This window comes from Inquilinus limosus DSM 16000, assembly GCF_000423185.1.
GTDB classification, from domain to species: Bacteria; Pseudomonadota; Alphaproteobacteria; order DSM-16000; family Inquilinaceae; genus Inquilinus; species Inquilinus limosus.
This window is the reverse complement of record NZ_AUHM01000006.1, coordinates 234554-254313: the sequence shown is the minus strand read 5'-3', so window position 1 is coordinate 254313 and position 19760 is coordinate 234554. Positions and strand designations below refer to the sequence as shown.

The 19760-nt window shown below is 70.9% G+C and carries 20 protein-coding genes; 9 read left to right on the top strand and 11 right to left on the bottom strand.

Annotated elements, in window-relative coordinates; translation table 11 throughout:
- The first annotated feature begins 99 nt into the window (after positions 1-99).
- The 3 genes from G537_RS0110345 to G537_RS0110335 are packed head-to-tail and all read left to right on the top strand — an operon-like array spanning position 100 to position 1809.
- Positions 100-660: a sigma-70 family RNA polymerase sigma factor gene (locus G537_RS0110345; RefSeq protein ID WP_026870064.1), complete on the top strand. Its 561-nt coding sequence runs from the start codon at positions 100-102 to the stop codon at positions 658-660.
- Positions 650-1417: an anti-sigma factor family protein gene (locus G537_RS0110340; RefSeq protein WP_026870063.1), complete on the top strand. Its 768-nt coding sequence runs from the start codon at positions 650-652 to the stop codon at positions 1415-1417. Before G537_RS0110345 ends, G537_RS0110340 begins: the two co-directional genes overlap by 11 nt.
- A 17-nt stretch (positions 1418-1434) precedes the next feature.
- Positions 1435-1809, top strand: a complete 375-nt coding sequence (locus G537_RS0110335) for a hypothetical protein (RefSeq protein WP_026870062.1) — start codon at positions 1435-1437, stop codon at positions 1807-1809.
- Between the two features lie 33 nt (positions 1810-1842).
- Here the strand turns inward: G537_RS0110335 and G537_RS37295 are convergent, their stop codons facing one another.
- From G537_RS37295 to G537_RS0110310, 5 genes are read right to left on the bottom strand one after another with little or no spacing between them, the layout of a single operon-like run.
- On the bottom strand, positions 1843-2316 hold the full coding sequence (locus tag G537_RS37295; RefSeq protein WP_034851226.1) for a YHS domain-containing (seleno)protein: 474 nt from the start codon (positions 2314-2316) through the stop codon (positions 1843-1845).
- Between the two features lie 33 nt (positions 2317-2349).
- Positions 2350-3582: an OpgC family protein gene (locus tag G537_RS37290; RefSeq protein ID WP_064742103.1), complete on the bottom strand. Its 1233-nt coding sequence runs from the start codon at positions 3580-3582 to the stop codon at positions 2350-2352.
- Positions 3560-5170 carry a thiamine pyrophosphate-binding protein gene (locus G537_RS0110320; RefSeq protein WP_026870061.1) on the bottom strand — a complete coding sequence of 537 codons (1611 nt, stop codon included), beginning with the start codon at positions 5168-5170 and terminating at the stop codon, positions 3560-3562. The genes G537_RS37290 and G537_RS0110320 overlap by 23 nt, the downstream gene beginning before the upstream one ends.
- Positions 5170-5679, bottom strand: coding sequence for a YqhR family membrane protein (locus G537_RS0110315; protein WP_026870060.1), 510 nt, complete (start codon positions 5677-5679; stop codon positions 5170-5172). Before G537_RS0110315 ends, G537_RS0110320 begins: the two co-directional genes overlap by 1 nt.
- Before the next feature lie 20 nt (positions 5680-5699).
- A complete protein-coding gene (locus tag G537_RS0110310) occupies positions 5700-7037 on the bottom strand; it encodes a tetratricopeptide repeat protein (RefSeq protein WP_026870059.1) in 1338 nt (445 codons plus the stop codon).
- A gap of 319 nt (positions 7038-7356) precedes the next feature.
- Between G537_RS0110310 and G537_RS0110305 the strand changes: the two genes are divergently transcribed.
- Positions 7357-7914 carry a sigma-70 family RNA polymerase sigma factor gene (locus G537_RS0110305; protein WP_026870058.1) on the top strand — a complete coding sequence of 186 codons (558 nt, stop codon included), beginning with the start codon at positions 7357-7359 and terminating at the stop codon, positions 7912-7914.
- Positions 7911-8546, top strand: coding sequence for an NrsF family protein (locus tag G537_RS0110300; RefSeq protein WP_026870057.1), 636 nt, complete (start codon positions 7911-7913; stop codon positions 8544-8546). The genes G537_RS0110305 and G537_RS0110300 overlap by 4 nt, the downstream gene beginning before the upstream one ends.
- Positions 8547-8574: 28 nt before the next feature.
- Here G537_RS0110300 and G537_RS0110295 read toward each other — a convergent pair whose 3' ends face one another.
- Together G537_RS0110295 and G537_RS0110290 are read right to left on the bottom strand one after the other, a co-directional pair.
- Complete coding sequence (locus G537_RS0110295) at positions 8575-10047, bottom strand: aldehyde dehydrogenase family protein (RefSeq protein ID WP_026870056.1); 1473 nt, start codon at positions 10045-10047, stop codon at positions 8575-8577.
- Positions 10048-10049: 2 nt separating this feature from the next.
- Positions 10050-11153, bottom strand: coding sequence for an NAD(P)/FAD-dependent oxidoreductase (locus G537_RS0110290; RefSeq protein ID WP_026870055.1), 1104 nt, complete (start codon positions 11151-11153; stop codon positions 10050-10052).
- A 189-nt stretch (positions 11154-11342) separates the two neighbouring features.
- Between G537_RS0110290 and G537_RS0110285 the strand changes: the two genes are divergently transcribed.
- On the top strand, positions 11343-12194 hold the full coding sequence (locus tag G537_RS0110285; RefSeq protein WP_026870054.1) for a GNAT family N-acetyltransferase: 852 nt from the start codon (positions 11343-11345) through the stop codon (positions 12192-12194).
- A gap of 2 nt (positions 12195-12196) precedes the next feature.
- Positions 12197-13144 (top strand): 2-hydroxyacid dehydrogenase, encoded by a 948-nt coding sequence (locus G537_RS0110280; protein ID WP_034851223.1) that lies wholly within the window; start codon positions 12197-12199, stop codon positions 13142-13144.
- Positions 13145-13264: 120 nt separating this feature from the next.
- Here G537_RS0110280 and G537_RS0110275 read toward each other — a convergent pair whose 3' ends face one another.
- The 4 genes from G537_RS0110275 to argE form a co-directional block, all read right to left on the bottom strand.
- On the bottom strand, positions 13265-13753 hold the full coding sequence (locus G537_RS0110275) for an Lrp/AsnC family transcriptional regulator (protein ID WP_026870052.1): 489 nt from the start codon (positions 13751-13753) through the stop codon (positions 13265-13267).
- A gap of 17 nt (positions 13754-13770) precedes the next feature.
- On the bottom strand, positions 13771-14475 hold the full coding sequence (locus G537_RS0110270) for a GntR family transcriptional regulator (protein ID WP_026870051.1): 705 nt from the start codon (positions 14473-14475) through the stop codon (positions 13771-13773).
- A 29-nt stretch (positions 14476-14504) separates the two neighbouring features.
- Positions 14505-15782 (bottom strand): NAD(P)/FAD-dependent oxidoreductase, encoded by a 1278-nt coding sequence (locus G537_RS0110265; protein WP_026870050.1) that lies wholly within the window; start codon positions 15780-15782, stop codon positions 14505-14507.
- Between the two features lie 87 nt (positions 15783-15869).
- On the bottom strand, positions 15870-17018 hold the full coding sequence (gene argE / locus G537_RS0110260; RefSeq protein WP_026870049.1) for an acetylornithine deacetylase: 1149 nt from the start codon (positions 17016-17018) through the stop codon (positions 15870-15872).
- A gap of 207 nt (positions 17019-17225) precedes the next feature.
- On the opposite strand from argE, the gene G537_RS0110255 reads away from it, so the two are divergent.
- Positions 17226-17891 carry a haloacid dehalogenase type II gene (locus G537_RS0110255; protein WP_026870048.1) on the top strand — a complete coding sequence of 222 codons (666 nt, stop codon included), beginning with the start codon at positions 17226-17228 and terminating at the stop codon, positions 17889-17891.
- 195 nt (positions 17892-18086) lie between these two features.
- Positions 18087-19700, top strand: a complete 1614-nt coding sequence (locus tag G537_RS0110250) for an ABC transporter substrate-binding protein (protein WP_034851221.1) — start codon at positions 18087-18089, stop codon at positions 19698-19700.
- Positions 19701-19760 lie beyond the last annotated feature (60 nt).

Below are 19760 nucleotides of genomic sequence, written 5' to 3'. Positions count from 1 at the left end.
GATCCGGCCGGGGTCGCGTTTATTCCCGACGCGCGGCGGGAATAAACCGGCGCCGATCGGGATCGATACCCGAGGAGCCAATTCGCTTAGGCTGACCGCATGGCCGCGCCCCGGGATTTCGAACGGCTGTCGCTCGCGCATCTGGATGCCGCCTACAACCTCGCCTACTGGCTGCTGCGGGACCGCGACGACGCCCAGGACGTGGTGCAGGACGCCTATCTCCGCGCCTTTCGGGCCTATGACGGGCTGGCCGGCGAGGACATCAGGCCGTGGCTGCTGACGATCGTGCGCAACGTCGCCTATCGCTGGCTGTCGGCGCGGAAGCGGACCGCCAATGTGATCTCCTTCGACAGTGCGCTGCCGCACCGGGACGACGAGGACGACCGCGTGCTGGAGGTGGCGAGCGAACATCCGTCCGCCGAGGAGCAGCTGCTGAGCCGGGCCGATCAGAGGCTGGTGCGCAGCGCCCTGGCGGAGCTGCCGCCGATCTTCCGGGAGGTGATCGTCCTCAGGGAATTCGAAGGCATGACCTATCAGCAGATCGCCGACGTGACGGGCGTTCCGATCGGAACCGTGATGTCGCGCCTGGCCCGTGCGCGCGACCAGCTGCGGGACCGGCTGCGGCCGCTGCTCGCGCAGGAGAGCCGGAATGCGCTGTGACCAGGCCCGCGACCGCATCGCCCTTCTGGTCGACGGCGAGCTGCCGCCGGACGAGCGGGAGGCGGTCTCGGCTCATGCCGCCGGCTGCCCGGACTGCGGCCGCACCCGCGACGAGCTGCTGCGGCTGCGCCGCCACCTGCAGCAGGCTCGCGAGCCGGCGCCGCCGAAGCTGCTGGACCGGGTGTCGGCGCGGCTGGCGATGGAAATGGAGGAGGCCCGGCCCGACCTGCGCGGCACCGTTGTCGACCGCGTCGTGCGGAGCCTGTCCCCTTACCTGCGCCGCGCCGCGGTCATCTTGCTCGCCTGCATGCTTTCGGTCGCGGGCACCGCCTGGTGGATGCAGCGGAGCGAGGGAGAGGCCGCCGTGTCGCGCGACGTGCTGGCCGCCCATGTCCGGTCGCTGCTGCAGGATGATCCGGTCCAGGTCGCGTCGGCCGACACCCATACGGTCAAGCCGTGGTATGCCGGGCGTCTGGACTATTCGCCCGTGGTCAAGGACCTGTCGGGCGAAGGCTTCCAGTTGGTCGGCGGGCGGCTCGACTATGTCGACGGCCGGCGTGTCGCCGCCCTCGTCTACCGGCGGCGCCTGCACCAGATCACGGTGTTCCTCTGGCCGTCGGACGACCGCCCGGCCGCGCCCGTTTCGGCCAGGGTCGACGGTTTCAACCTGCTGGGCTGGAGCCGGGCCGGCATGTCGTACTGGGCTGTGTCCGACCTCAACGAGGGCGAGCTGCGAGAGCTCCAGGCCCTGCTCTGACCCCAGGGAGGCGTGCCATGCCCATCCTTCGGCCCGTGCCCGTTCTCGTCGCGCTGAATGTGGCCACGATCTGCGCGCTGGCCTGGACCGGCGCCCGGTCGCAGGCTCGGCCCGAGGTGCAGGACCACATCCGGGCGCGGGTGATCGACATCGTCGACGAGCGCGGCGAAATGCGGCTGCAGCTCTATGTCCAGGAGAATGGCGGCGGCGGAATCCGCCTCTACAGCGGCCAGGGCGAGATCCGGTCGAAATACGGCGCCTCGAACGAGGGCGGAACCGGTCTCCTGCTGATGGACGCAGGCTCGAACCCGACGGTCGAGTTGAGGAGCACCGCGAATGCGGCGGAATTGAAGCTCACCGGCCCGGCCGGCGCACGCGTCCTCACCCCCTAGAGGCGGCGCGCCGGCACCGCCCCCCGAGTCCCGTCATTTGATGTCGCCGTGGTCGAGGCCGGGCCAGTTCGAATTGGCCTTCTCGATATACCCCTTGGTGTCCTTCAGCCACATCTCGCGGACGCCGAGGTCGTAGTTGAGATAGAGCCGCCCGTCGACGATCGACCAGGCCTCGGGCTCGACCTTCACCAGATAGCCCTGGGACGTGCCATAGGCGCAGAAGCCGCCGAAGGCCGGCAGGTATTTCTGAGGATCGCTCTCGAACTGCGCCTTGTTCTCGGCGCTGGCGAACCACCAGGTGGCGCTGTCGTGCTGGACCGCGAACTCAGGCTTGCCCTGCCGCGGCGCGCCCTCGCGGAAATAGGCGACCGGATCGTAGCCGCGGATCGCGACGGAGTCGGTCGAGCCCAGGGTGTTGACCGGGCGCGGCGCCTCAGCCCGGGCGGCCGGGATCGCCGGCGCGATGCAGGCCAGGGCGGCCAGCGCCAGCACGGTTCGACGGATCATGACAAGCTCCTTTCGTGGTTGCGGATCGGGGGGTCACTGGGCCAGCAGCGCGGTCGCGCGCTGCCGGGCCAGCTCCTGCTCCATGTCGCGGATGCGCCGGTCCTGGCGGGCCGGGTCGGGACCGGTCCCGCCCTTGAACCAGGCGACGGCATAGGCGACCGCGACCAGCGCGGCGAAACCGGCGATGTTCGCGGCGGCGACGGCGAGGCCGCTGCGGCCGGTATGGTCCAGCGCCATGCCCAGCAGCTGGGCCACGACCATGCCGGTGACGAAGACCGCGAGCGTCTGCTGCCCGACCTTGGAGACGACGGCGACCAGCGGCCCCTTCAACCGCCGGCCGCCGGGACCTGCCAACTGCATCGCCAGGACGGCCAGCGCCAGGAAATGCACCAGGCGCAGCAGGCCGAAACGGGTCTTGTCGGTCAGCGGCGCCAGCGCATGGGCCCAGCTGCCGAAGAAGGGCGAGGCCTCGAGGATCCGATAATAGGCGAAGGGCACGGTCGCCAGGACGAAAGCGATGGCCACGACGATCAGGGTCCAGCTGAAGCCCGGCGCCGGCAGCGTGCCGCGCATCAGGAAGAAGCCGAGATAGAACAGCAGCTGCCAGCCGAAGGGGTTGAAGAACCAGACGCGGTCCGACCAGGGCTCGGCCGGCAGGTCCAGAAGATGCGCCTGGGCCAAGCCCCAGATCGCGGCCATCAGCACGAAGGGGAGCGCCTTGTGCAGCCGCTCGGCCAGGATCATCGCCGGCATCAGCGCCAGGATGACCAGGTACATCGGCAGGATGTCGAAATAGTTCGGCACATAGGCCAGGATCAGGAACCGCGGCAGCAGGCCGACGGGGTCGGCGAAGAAGTGCGGCAGGTTCAGCTCGACGATGTAGCTCTCGCCGCCCGGGCGGGTGCCGGCCGCCGCCGCCAGCGCGGCGATGACGACGAAGACCGCGACATGGATCCAATAGATCTGCCAGACCCGGCGGGCGACCCGGCCGGTGCCGCGGGCGAAGCCGTCGCGATCGAACACCCGGCCGAAGGCGATGGCCGAGGCCATGCCGGACAGGAACACGAATATCTCGGTCGCGTCGGAGAAGCCGAAACGCGCCGGGATCCACAGGATCCAGGAGTTCTCCGGGATATGCGCGGTCAGGATGATCAGCATCCCGAGGCCGCGGAAGACGTCCAGCCGCGGGTCGCGCCCGGGCTTGGCCGCAGCGACGCTGGACAGCGCTTCGCGCGCCGCCGGCTCAGAAGGCCTGGTGATATGCATCGGCGTCGAACCTGCAGGCGATCAGGGTGAAGCGGTCGCGGTCCCGGGCGGCGGCCAGCTCGGCCTCCAGCTCGGCGGTGCTCTCGACCGTGCGGCCATGGCCGCCGAAGCCGGCGGCGACCGCGGCGAAATCCGTGAGGCCGAGGGCGACCCCGTGGGACGCCAGCCCGGCCGAATTCTGCTTCAGCGCGATCAGCGCCAGGCTCTCATCCTGGAACAGCACGATGGTGACCGGCAGGCCGAGGTCGCGCAGGGTGGCGAGCTCGCCGATCCCCATCTCCAGCCCGCCGTCGCCCATCACCGCGACGACGCGGCGCGACGGGTCGGCGACCTTGGCGCCGATCGCCAGCGGCAGCGCCGCGGCCATGGTGCAGAAGCCGGCCGATTGCAGCAGCGACAGCGGCCGCCGCGCGATCCATTTCTGGGAGAGGAGGATGCGGTGGGCGCCGGCGTCGACGGTGACCAGATCGCCGTCATCCAGCGACCGGTTCAGGGTCTCGATGATGGCGTGCGGGCTCCACCCAGCCCGGGCGGCGAAGCGTTCGGCCAGCGCTGCCCGGGCCCCGGCGGGTTCCCCGTCGGTCCAGGTCTCGCCGGGACCAACCGCCTCGGCCAGGGCGGCGACGGCAGCCGCGGGATCGGCCAGCAGGCGCGTGCCGGCATGATGCATGGCGTGGTCGGCCGGGACGGCGGTGATCTCGACGATCCGGTCGGGGTCCGAGACGGGGTCGAGCCAGCCGAGCCGCATCTCGATCGGGTCGTAGCCGACGAACAGCAGCAGATCGGTCTGATGGAACAGGCGCAGCAGGATCGCATCCGCCGTCGGCGACAGGCCGGCTCCGCCGAGCGCGAGAGCATGATCCTCGGGCACCAGCCCCTTGGCCTTGTAGGTGGTGACCACAGGCGCGCCGAGCCGTTCTGCCAAGCGCAGCAGCGCCGGCCCGGCGCCGGCCCGCACCGCTTCGAAGCCGGCCAGGATCAGCGGCCGCCGCGCCTGCGAGATGCGGCCGGCCAGTTCGGCGATCGCCGGATCATGCGGGCCGATCGCCGGGCGCAGCACCGCCGGCGGCGCGACCACGCGCGGCGCTGGGTCGGGCATCGCCGCGACCGCCGGCGACAGGTCGAGATGCACCGGTCCCATGGGTTCGGCCGATGCGACGGCGAGGGCCCGGGCGACGGTCGGGCCGGCGCTCTCGGGCTCGACCTCGAAGCTGGCCTTGACCAGCGGCCGCAGCAGGGCCGCGTGGTCGATCACCTGGTGGGTGTAGCGGGCGCGGGTCGGCCGGTCGACGATGCCGGAGATCACCACCAGCGGCACGTGCTCCTGCGCCGCGTCGGCGATGCCGTTGACCGCATTCGCCAGCCCGGGACCGACGGTGGCGACCAGCAGGCCCGGCGTGGCGGTGGTCAACGCGGCGCCGGCGGCCATGATTGCCGCCGCCGTCTCGTGCCGCGCCAGGTGGAAGCGGATTCCCGCCACCTCCAGCCCGTCGATCAGGGTCACGACCTCGCCGCCCGGCATGCCGAAGGCGTGACGGACTCCATGGGCCTGCAGGGTGGCGGCGATCGTGTCGGCGATGCGGGTCATCAGAGGGCGCTTTCGGCGGGTTGGGACTCGCGGAAGCGTACGACGTAGGCGACGGCCAGGCCGAACAGGACGTGGCCGACCAGCGAGGCCCAGGCCAGCGGGATGAAGTCGAGGAAGGCCGGCAGCCCGGCGAAGACATGCGCCATGACGTAGAGGGCGAAGACCCACAGCCCGATGCCGAAGCCGATGCCGGTCAGCACCAGGGGCAGCTTCGGCAGGATCGCGCGCTGCAGCGGCCGGGCGATGAACAGGTAGCCGATCGGATAGAACACGATGCCGACGATGGCGTGGATCAGCTCCGCCGCCGTCCAGCTCTGGAACCCGAAGACGGACTGCACCAGGGCGGCGGGCTCCAGCGGGCCGCCGACCAGGAACGGGGTGATGCCGCGGGCCCAGACCTCCCAGGTCAGATCGGCCGCGATGCCGGCCAGAAGGATGGTCGGGACGAGGCGGCCGCTTAGCGCCGGGAACAGCGGCGCGGTGGCGGCCTGGGTCTGAGTCATGGTCATGATGGGATCTCCAGGACTGTTCAGCGATGGGCCCGGAGGCGGGCCGTGGGAGACAGGGCGCGGCCGTCGACCGCCGCGATCAGGCGGTCCTCAGCCTTCAGGCGGCGGCGGGCATCGCGGATCGCCCGCAGCGCAGGCGCGTCGCCGCGCCGGGTGGCGGCCTCGGCCAAGGCGAGGACGAAGAGGTCGCGTTGCGCGCGGCTGCCGCCGAGTTGCGGCAGGGCGGCGGCCAGGCGGTCGAGCGCCCCCTGCTCCGCCCCCATTCCGGTGATGGCCCGGGCCAGGGGCAAGCCGATCCCGGCCGCGACCCCGGCCTGGTCGCCATTGCCCTGGGCCCGGACCTGCAGCGCCATCACCAGTTCCGCCGCCGCCGGCCGGTCGCCGAGCGCCAGCAGCGCGATCAGCGTGTGCAGCGTCGCGAAGACCAGGGTGGTGTCGGCCCGGCGCCGGCGGGCGATCTCGGCCAGGTCGGCCCAGCGGCCGCCGACATCGACGCCGAGGCGCTCCAGCCGCCACAGCAGCGACACGGCATTGGCCATGTCGCGGAAATCATCGGTTTGCTCCGGCCGCACCTCCTCATCGTAGAGGCACAGTACCCGGTCGTGGTCGCCGCGCTCGAGATGCAGCAGCGCCAGGTGCCAGGCCAGGTGGAAGCTGAAGTTGTTGCAGCGGGACCAGCGGTCACGGCTGCCCTCCAGCCAGGCGATGCCGGCCCTGGTGTCGCCGCGCATCTCATGGACATGGGAGACGGCGTGCAGGCCCCAGGCGTCGTCCGGCTCCAGCGCCACGGCCTGCCGGCCATAGGCCTCGGCGGCGGCATAGGCGCCGTGCTCCTCGACCGCGAAGGCATGGCAGCCGAGGAGGAAGCCGGCGGCGGGCAGGTGAGCCGACCACACCGCCATCATCCGGTGCGATGCGGCCAGCATGCCTTCGGCGTCGCCGAGCATGAAACGCAGCGCATGCGCGATCTTGAACGGCAGGAAGGTCGCCGGCCGGTCGGCGAAGCTGCGGTCGAGGCTGTCGGCGGCCTGGGCGAAGCGGTCCTCCACGGCGAGGCCGAGGGCCTCGACCAGCGCCCGCTCGTCGGCGGTGCCGCCGTCCTTCGCTGCCAACGCCCGCCGGGCCGCGCCCAGCGCCTCCCGCGCCGGGCCGGCCAGTTCCTCACGCGCCAGGATCAGATTGGCGAAGCCCTTCAGCGCCAGCGCCGGGACATGGTCCGGGTCGGCATCGAGCGCCTGCCCGATCGCGGTGCCGGTCGAAGGCCGGTGCGCCGCGAGACCGTGCACCGCCTCTTCGAAAGCGGCCGTGGCCGCGGCGCTGGCGGAGCTCGTCGACAGGTCGTAGGCATCTCTCGGCATGGCGGATCCTTTGGGCAAGGCTCGGCCGTGGCGTCGATCAGGCGACGCGGCGGCGGTCCGAATTGTGAGAGGCCGGCTGGTGCGCTCCGGCCGCGCAGGCTCAGCCGTTCGTGACGGCGGTGCCCGGCGGGGCGAACAGGAGCAGAGGATAAATCATGGCGGGTTCCGCAGAAGAGGCTCGCCGCAATGGGCTTGTGACGACTTCTTCGGCGCCGGGGCGGCTGCTATTACACCGGCGGCAGAAATTTTTCCGATCTCCCCAGAACCGGCCGGCCCGCTGTAACGAATCCGAACGCGGGGCCGTATGAGGTGATGACGCGTGACTGACCCGTCGCGGGAGGAAGAGTGGGCGACATGGATGCGGGCCGCGATCTCGGGCGACGCCGGGGCCTACCGCCTGTTCCTGCAGGCGGTGACGCCGCATCTGCGCGCCATGGCCCGGCGGCGCGGCGCCCTGTTCGGCGCCTCCGGCAGCGATGCGGAGGACGTCGTCCAGGAAGTGCTGCTGGCGATCCATCTGAAGCGCGCTTCCTGGGATCCGGCGCGGCCGATCGGCCCCTGGATCTCGACCATCGTGCGCAACAAGATGATCGACGCGCTGCGCCGGCGCGGCCGGCATGCCGACGTGCCGATCGAGGACGTGATCGACACGCTGGAGGCGGAGCCGGCGGCGGACGGGCTGGAGCGGCGCGACGTCGCCCGCCTGCTGTCGCGGCTGCAGGACCGGCAGCGCGAGATCGTGCGGTCTATTTCGGTCGAGGGCGGCAGCGTGCGCGAGACCGCCGGCCGGCTCGGCATGACCGAAGGCGCGGTGCGCGTGGCGCTGCACCGCGCCCTGAAAGTGCTGGCTGTTTTGTATCGGAGTGACCCGGAGTGAGGACCGACGATCTGATCACCGCCTTGGCACAGGACGCCCCCGTCCGCTGGCCGCTCGGCCGCGCAGTGGCGGCGGCGATGGCCGGCGGCGCGGTCGTGGCCGGTGCCATCTTCTTCGTCGGCGTCGGCATCCGGCCCGATGTGATGCAGGCGGTGGAGACGGTCCGCTACCTGTTCAAGTTCGTTGTCACCCTGGCGCTCGCCGTCACCGCCACCGGGCTGATCCTGCATCTGGTGCGGCCGGGCGTGCCCTTGGGCGCCTGGCGCTGGGCGCTGCTGGCCGCGCCGGTCCTGCTGGCTGTCTCGGTCGCGGCGGAGATGATGGCGATGCCGGTGTCGAGCTGGGGCGCGCGGTGGATCGGCGAGAACGCGCGCTACTGCATGATCACCATCCCGCTGATGGCGCTCGGGCCGCTGGCCCTGCTGCTGCTCGCCCTGCGCCAGGGCGCGCCGCGGCGGCCCGGCGTCGCGGGCGCGGTCGCCGGGCTGGTGGCCAGCGGCATCGCCGCGACCTTCTACGCCGCGCACTGCCCGGACGACAGCCCGCTCTTCGTCGCCACCTGGTACACGCTGGCGACCGGGATCGTGGTGCTGATCGGCACCCTGGCCGGCCGGCGCTGGCTGCGCTGGTAGGCCGGGCGCGGCATCCCCATCCTCGCGTTCAGAATTCGATCAGCACGCTCTTCTGGCGCAGATTGGCCTCGACCGCCTGGCGGCCGAGATCCTTGCCGATGCCGGAGCGCTTGTAACCGCCGGTCGGCAGGATGAAGTCCGCCGTGCGGCCGTAGCGGTTGACCCAGACGGTGCCGGCCTGCAGCCGGCGCACCGCCCGCATTGCCCGGCCGAGATCCGCCGTGTGGACGCCGGCGGCGAGGCCGTAATCGGGATGGTCGGCCAGCGCCAACCCCTCCTCCTCGTCGTCGAAGGCCTGGACCGTCAGCACCGGGCCGAAGATCTCCTCCCGCACCGCCGGCATGTCGGGGGTGACGTCGGCCAGGATCGTCGGTTCGTAGAAGGCGCCGTCCTGGATCGCCGCCATGCGCCGGCCGCCGACCACGGCCTGCGCGCCGTGGGCGAAGGAGCGGCGGACGATGCCGTCGATCCGGTCGGCCTGCGGCGTGGAGATGATCGGCGAGAAGCTGGTGTCCTCGCGCCACGTCGGGCCCGGCCGCACCTCGGCGAACAGAGCCGAGAGGCGCTCCACCAACTCGTCCCGCAGCCGGCGCTGCACGATCAGGCGCGAGCCGGCGACGCAGACCTGGCCGGCATTGCCGAGGATCGAGGCGGCGACCTGCCGGGCCGTCCGGTCCGGGCTGGGCGTGTCGGCGAAGACCAGCTGCGGGCTCTTGCCGCCGAGCTCCAGCGTCACCGGCTTCGCCCCGCTGGCGGCGCTGGCCGCCATGATCGCGGCGCCGGTGCGGGTCGAGCCGGTGAAGGAGATCTTGCCGACCAGCGGATGGCGGCAGAGCGCGTCGCCGGTGACGGCGCCGGTGCCCTGGACCACGTTGAAGATGCCGGGCGGCACGCCGGCCTCGACCGCCAGCTGCGCCAGAAGAACGGTGGAAAAGGGCGTCAGCTCCGACGGCTTGAGCACCACGGCGTTGCCGGCGGCGAGCGCCGGCCCGGCCTTCCACGACGCCATGCTGAGGGGGAAGTTCCAGGGCGTGATCGCAGCGACGACGCCATAGGGCTCGGAGATGACGAGGCCGAGATTGTCGCTGCGCGTGGCCGCAACCTCCCCGCCCAGCTTGTCGGCATATTCCGCGAAGAAGCGGAAGCCCTCGGCGGTGGACGCCACGTCGAAGGACAGCGCCTGCGCGATGGGCCGGGTGGAGCCGAGCGCCTCGAGCCGCCCCAGCTCCTCCGCCCTTGCGTCGATCAGATCGGCGAAGCGGCGCAGCACCCGGGCCCGCTCGCGCGGCGGGCGGGTGGCCCAGTCGGTCCGGCGCTGAGCCTCGGCCGCGTTCGTCACCGCCCGGTCGACCAGATCGACCGAGGCGACGGGCAGATCGGCATAGAGGGCGCTGTCGGACGGCCGACGGACGCCGATCGCCTCGCCCTCTCCCATGACGAGCGCCCCGTCGATGAAGTGCCCGGCGGGGATGGCGACGGGGGCGGGATCGAAATCGAGCATGCTCAGTATCCCGCGGCCCAGCGGGCGAGGTCGGATGCGCTCTCCGCGCCGTCGAACATGGCCATGATGCGCTCGCCCAGCAGCGGGCCGAACTTGAACATCTGCCCGTCGCAATTGGTGACGACCAGGCCTCGACCGGCCTTGTCGAGCCTGAAGCGGCGCGACGGGTCGAGGACGTAGTAGCCGACCTGGATCCGGGTCGGACGATAGGCTTCCGCATCCCGGAGATAGGGCCGGAACGGCGCCAGAATCGCTTCGCCTTCGGCGGCAAGATCCGAGCCGAAGCCGTCGACCTCCGGCCGGGCGCGGCGGCGATGCGGGCCATGGCCGAATTTGAGGCCGGCGCCGCGCCGGTCCGGCAGGGTGTAGCCGGCATGGTCGCCGAGGGTGACGATGGCCGGAGCGTCGCGCCAGGACTGCGTGAAGCGCGCCGGCGGCTCGATGTAGCAGAGGCCCTGCCGCCAGGTGGCCGCCTCGCCGTAATGCTGCGGCATCAGCGCCGGCAGCCAGGCGCCGGCGGCGATCACCAGCATGTCGCCTTCGACCGCGCTGCCGTCGGCGCGGACGGCGACGCCGCGCTCCTGGTCCACCCGGGCGATGCGGCAGCCGCCTTCGAGCACGGCCCCGTGCTCCGTCACCCAGCGCGCCAGCCCGGTGACGATGCGGCCGGCGAAGAGCGGCCCGCCCGGCGAGGCGGTGACGCCCCAGGCGCCCTCCGGAAGTTGCAGATGCGGGCAGAGCCGCTCCACCCCGTCGCGGTCCAGCACCTCATGCCGGATGCGGATCTCACGGAAGGCCTCCAGCGTCTTGGCGGCGTAGTCGCCGGCCTCCAGCGAGATCGAGATCGCCCCCGTGTCCTCGAATTCTTCGCTGCCGATGTCCTCCCAGACGCGCGACCAGGCCTCGAACGCCGGCGCCACCATGCGGGTGTAGCCGAGTGCCGCGCCGTAATGGTAGCGGATCATCCGGTGCCGGTCGTAGGAGGCGCTGTGCGGGTTCGGCACCTCGCCCTGCTCCAACAGATGGACGGCATGTCCGCGCTTCAGCGCCGCCCGCGCCACGGACAGACCGACGATACCGGCACCGATGATGACGACACGAGCCATGGGGATGCGCCCTGTTTCCGCTGAGACTGCGACCGAGGCTAGACCGGCCGTGGTGGCAGATGCTGCCATGGATGCGGTCCGCTTTGGCGCATCCGCATGGTCCGCCGCCGGCTTTTCGGGCGATCGTGCCGGGCCGGGCGGGGCAAGCTGCCGGCAAGCGGCCCGGCCGTTCCGACGAGAGATTCCGGCATGATCCACGACACCCCTCCCCCGACCCTGCGCCCGATGACGGAGCACGACCTGCCGGCGCTGCACGCTTTGACCGTGGAGGTCGGCTGGGCGCACCGGCCGGAGGATTGGCGCTTCGTCACCGAGGTCGGCGAGGGCGTCGTGGCCTGCGACGGCGCCGGCCGGGTGATTGGCTCGGCCATGTGGTGGCCATTCGGGACGGATTTCGGCACGGTCGGCATGATCATCGTCTCGCCGCGGCTGCAGGCGAAAGGCACCGGGCGGCGGATGATGCGCTGGCTGTTCGACCGGGCCGGCGACCGCGCGCTGCAGCTCAACGCCACGCCGGCGGGGCTGCGGCTCTATCGTTCCGAAGGCTTCCGGGAGACCGGCCGGATCCACCAGCACCAGGGCACGGTGCAACCGGTGCCGGCCGCCTCTGTCGCCGGACTGGTCCGGCCGCTCGCGGCCGAGGACTGGCCGCGGGTCCGGATGCTCGACCGCGAGGCCTTCGGCGCCGACCGGTCGGCCACGCTGGACGCGCTCGCCGCCCGGTCGGTCGGCACCGCCTACGAGGCGGATGGTGAGCTGGTCGGCTTCAGCCTGTGCCGTCCCTTCGGCCGCGGCCATGTCGTCGGCCCGATCGTCGCGCCGGACGAGGCGGCCGCCATCGCCCTGCTGCAACCGCATCTGGAGGAGCATGCCGGCCGGTTCCTGCGGGTGGACACGCCGGATGACGGCGCCTTCGCCGACCGCCTCGCGGCCGCCGGCCTGGCCCGGGTCGACACGGTCGCGACCATGCGGCGCGGCGACCGGCCGGCGCGGCAGCCCGCGGTCCGAACCTTCGGGCTGATCAACCAGGCCCTGGGCTGACCATGGGTGACGGGACTGCGCGGCCGACGCTGCTGTACAAATCCGACCCGATCCGCGGCGCGGTCTGGAACCGGGTGTTCCGGGAGGAGGCGCCGGACATCGCGCTCCAGGTCTGGTCGCCCGACGCGCCGCCCTCGGACGCCGCCTATCTGGTGGCCTGGATCCCGCCCGAGGATCTGGAGCGGTCGGTGCCGAGGCTGGAGGTGCTGTTCGGCTTGGGCGCCGGAGTGGACCATCTGGACCTTGACCGCCTGCCGCCGCGGGTCCAGCTGGTCCGCATGGTCGATCCCGACCTCACCCGCTCCATGATCGAATACGTGCTCTACGCCGTTCTGGCGCTGCACCGGGACATTCCGGCCTATTTCGCCGACCAGCGCGAGGGCCGCTGGTCCCCGCGCCCGGTGCGGCGCGCCGCCGACCGCACCGTCGGGGTGATGGGGCTGGGCGTGCTCGGCCGGGCTGCGGCGGAGGCGCTGCGCGACCTCGGCTTCGCTGTGCGCGGCTGGAGCGCGTCGGAGAAGGAGATCCCGGGCGTCGCTTGCTTTGCCGGGCCGGCGGCGCTGCAGGACTTCCTGAGGAGTTGCGAGGTCCTGGTCTGTCTGCTGCCGCTGACCGACGCGACCCGCGGCATCCTGAACGCGGCGGCCTTCTCGGCCCTGCCGGCCGGGGCCGGGCTGGTCAATGTCGGCCGCGGCGGGCATGTGGTCGAAGCCGACCTGCTGGCCGCGCTGGAGAGCGGGCAGGTCTCGGCCGCGATGCTCGACGTGCTGGCGACCGAGCCGCCCGCCCCCGACCATCCGCTGCTGTGCCACCCGAAGGTGATGCTGACGCCGCACGTGGCAAGCGCCACCCATCCGGAATCCGCCGCCCGCCAGGTGATCCGCGCGATCCGCCGGCACCGGGACGGTCTGCCGCTGGAGAACGTCGTCGACCGCCGGCAGGCGTATTGAACTCCCAAACCGTCATTGCGAGGAGGCGAAGCCGACGAAGCAATCCAGGGGCCCGTGCGAGCCGCCCTGGATTGCTTCGCTGCGCTCGCAATGACGTTCTTTTTCTGACTTGCCGGCTCTTCACCCGAACAGGCTCATCAGCGGCTGTTCCGTCTTCCGGATCGGCGTCTTGATCACGATGTAGCTGAAGTATTTCGAGATCCCGACCGGGCGCTCCAACAGCCCCTCCATCACCTCCTGGTAATGCGACAGGCTGCGGGTGACGAACTTGACCAGATAATCGTAGCCGCCGCTGACGAGGTGGCATTCCATCACCTCGTCCAGGCCGCGCATCGCCGCTTCGAAGCGGGTGAAATAGGGCAGCGTCTGGTCGGCGAGCGTGATCTCGGTGAAGACGGTGACGGTCTCGCCCAGCTTGGCGAGGTTGAGATGGGCGCCGTAGCCGGTGATGTAGCCCGCCTGCTCCAGCCGCTTGACCCGCAGGAGGCACGGGCTGGTGGACAGCCCGACCGCATCCGCCAGGTTGACGTTGGTCATCCGCCCCTGGCGCTGCAGCTGCACCAGGATCTTCATGTCGATCTGATCGAGCCTGTTGCCTGATGGATGCACGCCCTGCTCCTCGACTCCTAGGCGGCCGCGTCGGTCTTGCCTTGCCGCACCGCGTTGGCCTTGTGCAGCGTCCTGACCGGGTCGCCGAAATGGCGGTCCAGCTCCTTCAGCGCCGCCTCGGCATCCTCGCCGCCGACGAGGTCGGCCAGCAGCTGATGCTCCTCGATCAGCGCCTTGTTGCCGCGATAGCCGCCCATCAGCTTGTGCAGGCACAGCTTGGTCTCGGCCTGCAGCGTGGCGTAGCCGCGGGACAGGCGGTGGCTGCCGGCGGCATCGACCATCTCGCGGTGGAACTCCAGGTCCAGCTCGGCCGTGCGCGGCCAGTCCCCGCGCCGCACGGCGGCCTCCATCTGCCGGGCGATGGCCTTCAGCCTCTTCGCCAGGGCGGCCCGGCCGGGCAGGCCCATCACCCGCCGGAGCGCGGCGAGCTCCAGCGACCGGCGGACGAAATAGATGTCCTGCAGGTCTTCCTCGCTCAGCTCCGGCACGAAGACGCCGCGATGCGGCTCGCTGCGCAGCAGCCCCTCCTGAATCAGCCGCTGCAGCGCCTCGCGCACCGGCCCGCGGCTGACGTCGAAGCTGGCCGCGAGCTCCATCTCGTTGAGCTGGGAGCCCAACGGGAAGGTGCCGTCGAGGATCGAGGCGCGGATCTGCTCACTGATCTGGCCGGACAAGGTCGTCCGCGCCAGCCGCTTCACCTTCCCACCGTTCGCCTGTGCCATGCGCTGCCCCACCCTCCGTGACACCCCGCTCAATGCAGGACGTCCTGCAGCCGATAGTAGGCGCCGACCAGGGGCAGGAACCAGGGGGGGCCGAAATGGCCGGGGACCGCCGGCCAGTCGAGATCCCGGAAGACGTTCGTCTCCGGCCGGCCGCCCATCACCTCCGCCATCACCGCCCCCATATGGGTCGCCATCTGGGTGCCGTGGCCGCTGTAGCCCATCGAGTAGTAGAGCCCGTCATGGACACCGGCGCGGGGCAGCCGGTCGGCGGTCATGTCGACGATGCCGCCCCAGCAATAGTCGATCCGCACGTCGCCCAGCTGCGGGAAAACCCGGTGCAGAGTCCGCCGCAGGATCTTGCCGCTCTTGGCGTCGGACAGCGGGCTGGACACGGCGAAGCGAGCCCGGCCGCCGAACAGCAGGCGGTTGTCGCCGAGGATGCGGAAATAGGTGCCGACATTCTTCGAATCCGTCGCCATCCGGCGCGTCGGCATCAGCTCGTCCACCACCGCCTGCGGCAGCGTCTCGGTGACGATCACGAAGCTGCCGATCGGGACGATGCGGCGCCGGAACCAGGCGAAAGGGCCGGCGCGCGACGGGCCGGTCGCCAGCAGCACCTGGGACGCGGTGAGGCGGCCGCGCGCCGTCGCCACCTCATGGGCGTGGCCATTGAGGCGCTTCAGCGCCGAGACCGGCGCGTCCTCGAAGATCACGGCCCCCCGCGCCACCGCCGCCTCGGCCAGGCCCTTGGAGAACCGGCCCATATGCATGCCGGCGCTCTTCCTGTAGACGAGCCCGCCGTGGAAGCGGTCCGAGCCGATCTCGGCCCGCAGATCGCCGGCCGTGACCAGGGCGGTGTCGGCGTCGACCTCGCGCGCCAGCACCTCCTGCGCCCGCTTCAGCTTGTCGAAATGCTCCGGTTTGGCGGCGAGCTTGATCTTGCCGGTGCGGCGGAAGTCGCAGTCGATCCCCTCCTCCCGCACCAGGCGCTCGACCGTGTCCACCGCGGCGTCATAAGCCCGGTACAGCAGCCGGGCCCGATCGAGCCCGTGGCGGGCCGCCACACCCTGGAAATCGACCGCGAGGCCGTTGTTGCACTGGCCGCCGTTGCGGCCGGAGGCGCCGGCGCCGACCTTGCCGGCCTCCAGCACCGCCACGCGGGCGCCGCGCCGGGCCAGCGCCAGCGCCGCCGAGAGCCCGGTGAAGCCGGCGCCGATCACGGCCACGTCCACCTTGCCTTCGACCGGCCCGGCGGCCGCGCCCTGGAAGGGCGTGACGGAATCCATCCAGTAGGAAGCCAGCTTCATGATCGATCCTGATCGCGCGCTCGGGTCAGCGCCTGTCGCGGCGGCGACCCTCTAGCTTGATCATGTTCGTCGTAGGATTGTCAACAATCATAACGACAGACGAACGACCAGCCGCTCGACCATGGCGACGCCCGAGGCCAGCTCGGCCCGGGTGATGAACTCATCCGGCTTGTGCGCGCGGTCGATGTCGCCCGGCCCGCAGACCACGGCCGGCACGCCCGCTTGCTGGTACAGGCCGGCTTCGGTGCCGAAGCTGACCGCGGCCTGCCGCTTCTTGCCCGACACCGCCTCCGCCAGAGCCGCGAGCGGATGATCGTCGGCCAGGTCGAGCGCCGGATAGAGGCTGAGAGTCTCGCTCTCCACCGCGACCGGCCGCCCTTCCGCCTGCAGCGCTGCGATCCGGGACTCGGCGCACTCCGCAATCGGCCGCCAGAGATCGGCCGGGTCGGTCCCCGGGATGGCGCGGGCTTCCAGGTCGAAGACGCATTCGGCCGGGACGATGTTGACGCCGGTGCCGCCGTTCACGACGCCCACCTGCAGGGTCGAGACCGGGGGCGCGAAGCGGTCGTCGAACGGGCCTTCGGCTTCGATCCGCCGGGCTTCGTCCCGCACCTTCAGCATCAGCTCCGCCGCCAGATGGATGGCGTTGTCGGCCAGGTCAGGGCGCGAGGAATGGCCGGCGCGGCCGCGGACGCGCACCCGCCGGGCGATCTTGCCCTTGTGCCGCAGCACCGGACTCAGCCCGGTCGGCTCGCCGACGATGCAGCCGAGCGGCGGAGCGCAGAGCTGCGGCAGCCGGCCGATCATGTGCCGCACCCCGACGCAGCCGACCTCCTCGTCATAGGACAGGGCAATGTGCACCGGCCGCGGCAGCCGGGCGGCGATGATCGCCGGCACGGCGGCCAGGACGCAGGCGACGAAGCCCTTCATGTCCACCGCCCCGCGGCCGAACAGCCGGTCGCCGTCGCGGCGCAGGGCGAAGGGATGGCCGGTCCAGCCCTCCGGCGCCGCCGGCACCACGTCGAGATGCGCCGACAGGACCATGCCCGGCACCTCCGCCGGCCCGATGGTGGCGAACAGGTTGGCCCGGTCGCCCTCCGGCCCCGGCAGCACCGTGACCGCCACCCCATGTTCGGCGAGATGCGCGCGGACATAGTCGACGATCGCGCCGTTCGGGGTGCGGCAGACGGAGGGAATCGCCACCAGATCCGCCAGAATCTCCTCGACAGACTTCATCCCGCTCCTCCTGTCATGGCCCTGCCATCCTGCCCCGCCGCGGCCCGGCGGTCGCGCCGAAGGTCGGCGGCGGATCGGCATGCCGTGCCATCGAAGCCGCCGCAAACGGCATGATCGCCCTGCCTTGCGGCGCACAGACGGCTGGCCGTGCGGCCCGCCCCTTCTAGGATGGTCCGATCGCAGACCTGGGAACGACCGAGGCACGGCATGGCCCTGAGACCGAAATACGTCACCTTCGACTGCTACGGCACCCTGATCTACTTCGAGATGGCGCCCGCCGCCCGCCGGATCTACGCCGACCGGGTCGATGCGTCGCAGATGGACGCCTTCTGCGCCGACTTCTCTTCCTATCGGTTGGACGAGGTGCTGGGCGCCTGGAAGCCCTATGTCGAGGTGGTGCGCAACGCCCTCGAACGCTGCTGCAAGCTGTGGCGGGTGGAGTTCCGGGAGACGGATGCGGAGGCGATCTACGCTGCGATCCCAAGCTGGGGCCCGCACCCCGACGTGCCGGAAGCGCTGGCCAAGGTCGCGGCCCATGTTCCGCTGGTCATTCTGTCCAATTCGATGACCGACCTGATCCCGCACAGCGTGGCGAAGCTGGACGCGCCGTTCCACGCCGTTTTCACGGCGCAGGAGGCGCAGGCCTACAAGCCGCGCATGCGGGCCTTCGAATACATGTTCGACCAGCTCGGCTGCGGGCCGGAGGACGTGCTGCACTGCTCCTCCAGCTTCCGCTACGACCTGATGACCGCGCATGACCTGCGGATCACCCACAAGGCCTTCGTGAACCGCGGGCACGAGCCGCCGACCCCCTATTACGGCTGTCACGAGATCAAGGACATCCGCGGCCTGCCCGGCCTGCTCGGGCTGTAGCCGACGCCGTCGGCGGCATCGTCTTCATTAAGATTGTTGACAATCATACGACTGCCGCCATCATGTTCCGAACAGCGACAAGGCCCGGCGGCCCAACCGGCCGCCGGGCGACGCGGAACACCGCGCGCCGAGACGGTCGGCCATCAAACCAGGGGGCTCGGGATCTCTGATCCCGCACAACAGAGGGACGGCGGCATGACGACAATCCACGATTTCGAAACGATGCGCCCCGCCGAGCGCCGGCGGATTCTCGAGGCGCTGCGCGGCGGCGCCACGCGGCGCGAGGTGCTGGGCATGCTCGGCATGGCCGGGATGAGCCTCGCCGCCGGCGGGGCGGTGTTCGCCCAGGCCGGCCAGGCGCTGGCGGACACGCCGAAGCGCGGCGGCAGCATCCGCGTCGCCGGCTACACCAGCTCGACCGCCGACACCCTGGACCCGGCCAAGCAGACGGCGTCGACCGACTATGTCCGCTGCAACCTGTTCTACAACAAGCTGACCCGGATCGACGAAGCCGGCGAGCCGCAGATGGAGCTGGCCGAAGCGATCGACAGCGACAAGGCGACGGTCTGGACCATCAAGCTGCGGAAGGGCGTGACCTTCCACGACGGCAAGACCCTGACCGCCGACGACGTCGTCTATTCCCTGAAGCGCCATCTCGACCCGGAGGTCGGCAGCAAGGCCAAGGCCCTGGCCTCGGCGATGGAGGAGATCGCGGCCACCGGCCCGGACGAGATCCGCATCAGGCTGTCGGGCCCGAACGCCGACTTCCCGGTCATCCTGGGCACCGCCCATTTCCACATCGTCAAGGACGGCACCAAGGACTTCACGACCGCGGTCGGCACCGGCCCGTTCAAGTGCCAGGAGTTCTCGCCCGGCGTCCGCTCGGTCGCCGCGCGCAACGACGGCTATTGGCGCGAGGGGCCCTGGCTCGACCAGATCGAGTTCTTCGGCCTGGCCGATGAAAGCGCCCGGGTCAACGCGCTGCTCTCCGGCGACGTGCAGCTGGCCTCGACCATCAACCCGCGCTCGGTCAAGCAGCTGCAGGACACCGGCGCCTTCGGCATCCTGGACACACGCGCCGGCAACTACACCAACCTGATCATGCGGCTGGACCAGGCGCCGGGCAGCAGCCCGGATTTCGTCCTGGGCATGAAGGGCCTGATCAACCGCGAGCAGATCCGCTCCGCGATCTATCGCGGCTATGCCGAGATCGCCAACGACCACCCGATCCCGTCCTCGAACCGCTTCTACGCCAAGGACATCCCGCAGCGCGCCTTCGACCCTGACCAAGCGAAGTTCCACTTCCAGAAGGCCGGGGTGCTGGGCTCGACCATTCCCGTCGTCGCCTCCCCCGCCGCCGACAATTCGGTGGAGATGGCGGTGCTGCTGCAGCAGGAGGCGCAGAAGATCGGGCTGACGCTCGACATCCAGCGCGTGCCGTCGGACGGTTACTGGTCGAACTACTGGATGAAGTCGCCGGTCGGCTTCGGCAACATCAACCCGCGGCCGACGGCCGACCTGCTGCTGACGCTGTTCTACAAATCCGACGCCGCCTGGAACGAATCCGGCTGGAAGGACGGCAAGTTCGACCAGCTGCTGGTCGCCGCCCGGGCCGAGACCGACGAGGACAAGCGCCGGCAGATGTATCACGACCTGCAGGTGATGGTGCGCGACGGGTCCGGCGTGGCGATCCCCACCTTCATCAGCAACATCGACGCCTACACCAGCAGCCTGAAGGGGCTGAAGCCGATGCCCACGGGCGCCCTGATGGGCTACGGCTTCGGCGAGTATGTCTGGCTGGACAGCTGATCCCAGTCTCGTGAAAGCCGCTTCTTGCCTTTCTCACAATCGTCATCGCGAGGCGCGGAG

What these genes read in the sequence shown, in the direction of transcription:
- G537_RS0110255 (WP_026870048.1), top strand. Translation starts at nt 17,226, where the DNA reads ATGGCCCTGAGACCGAAATACGTCACCTTCGACTGCTACGGCACCCTG.
- G537_RS37295 (WP_034851226.1), bottom strand. Translation starts at nt 2,316, where the DNA reads ATGATCCGTCGAACCGTGCTGGCGCTGGCCGCCCTGGCCTGCATCGCG.
- G537_RS0110270 (WP_026870051.1), bottom strand. Translation starts at nt 14,475, where the DNA reads ATGGCACAGGCGAACGGTGGGAAGGTGAAGCGGCTGGCGCGGACGACC.
- G537_RS37290 (WP_064742103.1), bottom strand. Translation starts at nt 3,582, where the DNA reads ATGCATATCACCAGGCCTTCTGAGCCGGCGGCGCGCGAAGCGCTGTCC.
- G537_RS0110280 (WP_034851223.1), top strand. Translation starts at nt 12,197, where the DNA reads ATGGGTGACGGGACTGCGCGGCCGACGCTGCTGTACAAATCCGACCCG.
- G537_RS0110320 (WP_026870061.1), bottom strand. Translation starts at nt 5,170, where the DNA reads ATGACCCGCATCGCCGACACGATCGCCGCCACCCTGCAGGCCCATGGA.
- G537_RS0110335 (WP_026870062.1), top strand. Translation starts at nt 1,435, where the DNA reads ATGCCCATCCTTCGGCCCGTGCCCGTTCTCGTCGCGCTGAATGTGGCC.
- G537_RS0110250 (WP_034851221.1), top strand. Translation starts at nt 18,087, where the DNA reads ATGACGACAATCCACGATTTCGAAACGATGCGCCCCGCCGAGCGCCGG.
- G537_RS0110340 (WP_026870063.1), top strand. Translation starts at nt 650, where the DNA reads ATGCGCTGTGACCAGGCCCGCGACCGCATCGCCCTTCTGGTCGACGGC.
- G537_RS0110315 (WP_026870060.1), bottom strand. Translation starts at nt 5,679, where the DNA reads ATGACCATGACTCAGACCCAGGCCGCCACCGCGCCGCTGTTCCCGGCG.
- argE (WP_026870049.1), bottom strand. Translation starts at nt 17,018, where the DNA reads ATGAAGTCTGTCGAGGAGATTCTGGCGGATCTGGTGGCGATTCCCTCC.
- G537_RS0110310 (WP_026870059.1), bottom strand. Translation starts at nt 7,037, where the DNA reads ATGCCGAGAGATGCCTACGACCTGTCGACGAGCTCCGCCAGCGCCGCG.
- G537_RS0110265 (WP_026870050.1), bottom strand. Translation starts at nt 15,782, where the DNA reads ATGAAGCTGGCTTCCTACTGGATGGATTCCGTCACGCCCTTCCAGGGC.
- G537_RS0110285 (WP_026870054.1), top strand. Translation starts at nt 11,343, where the DNA reads ATGATCCACGACACCCCTCCCCCGACCCTGCGCCCGATGACGGAGCAC.
- G537_RS0110290 (WP_026870055.1), bottom strand. Translation starts at nt 11,153, where the DNA reads ATGGCTCGTGTCGTCATCATCGGTGCCGGTATCGTCGGTCTGTCCGTG.
- G537_RS0110295 (WP_026870056.1), bottom strand. Translation starts at nt 10,047, where the DNA reads ATGCTCGATTTCGATCCCGCCCCCGTCGCCATCCCCGCCGGGCACTTC.
- G537_RS0110345 (WP_026870064.1), top strand. Translation starts at nt 100, where the DNA reads ATGGCCGCGCCCCGGGATTTCGAACGGCTGTCGCTCGCGCATCTGGAT.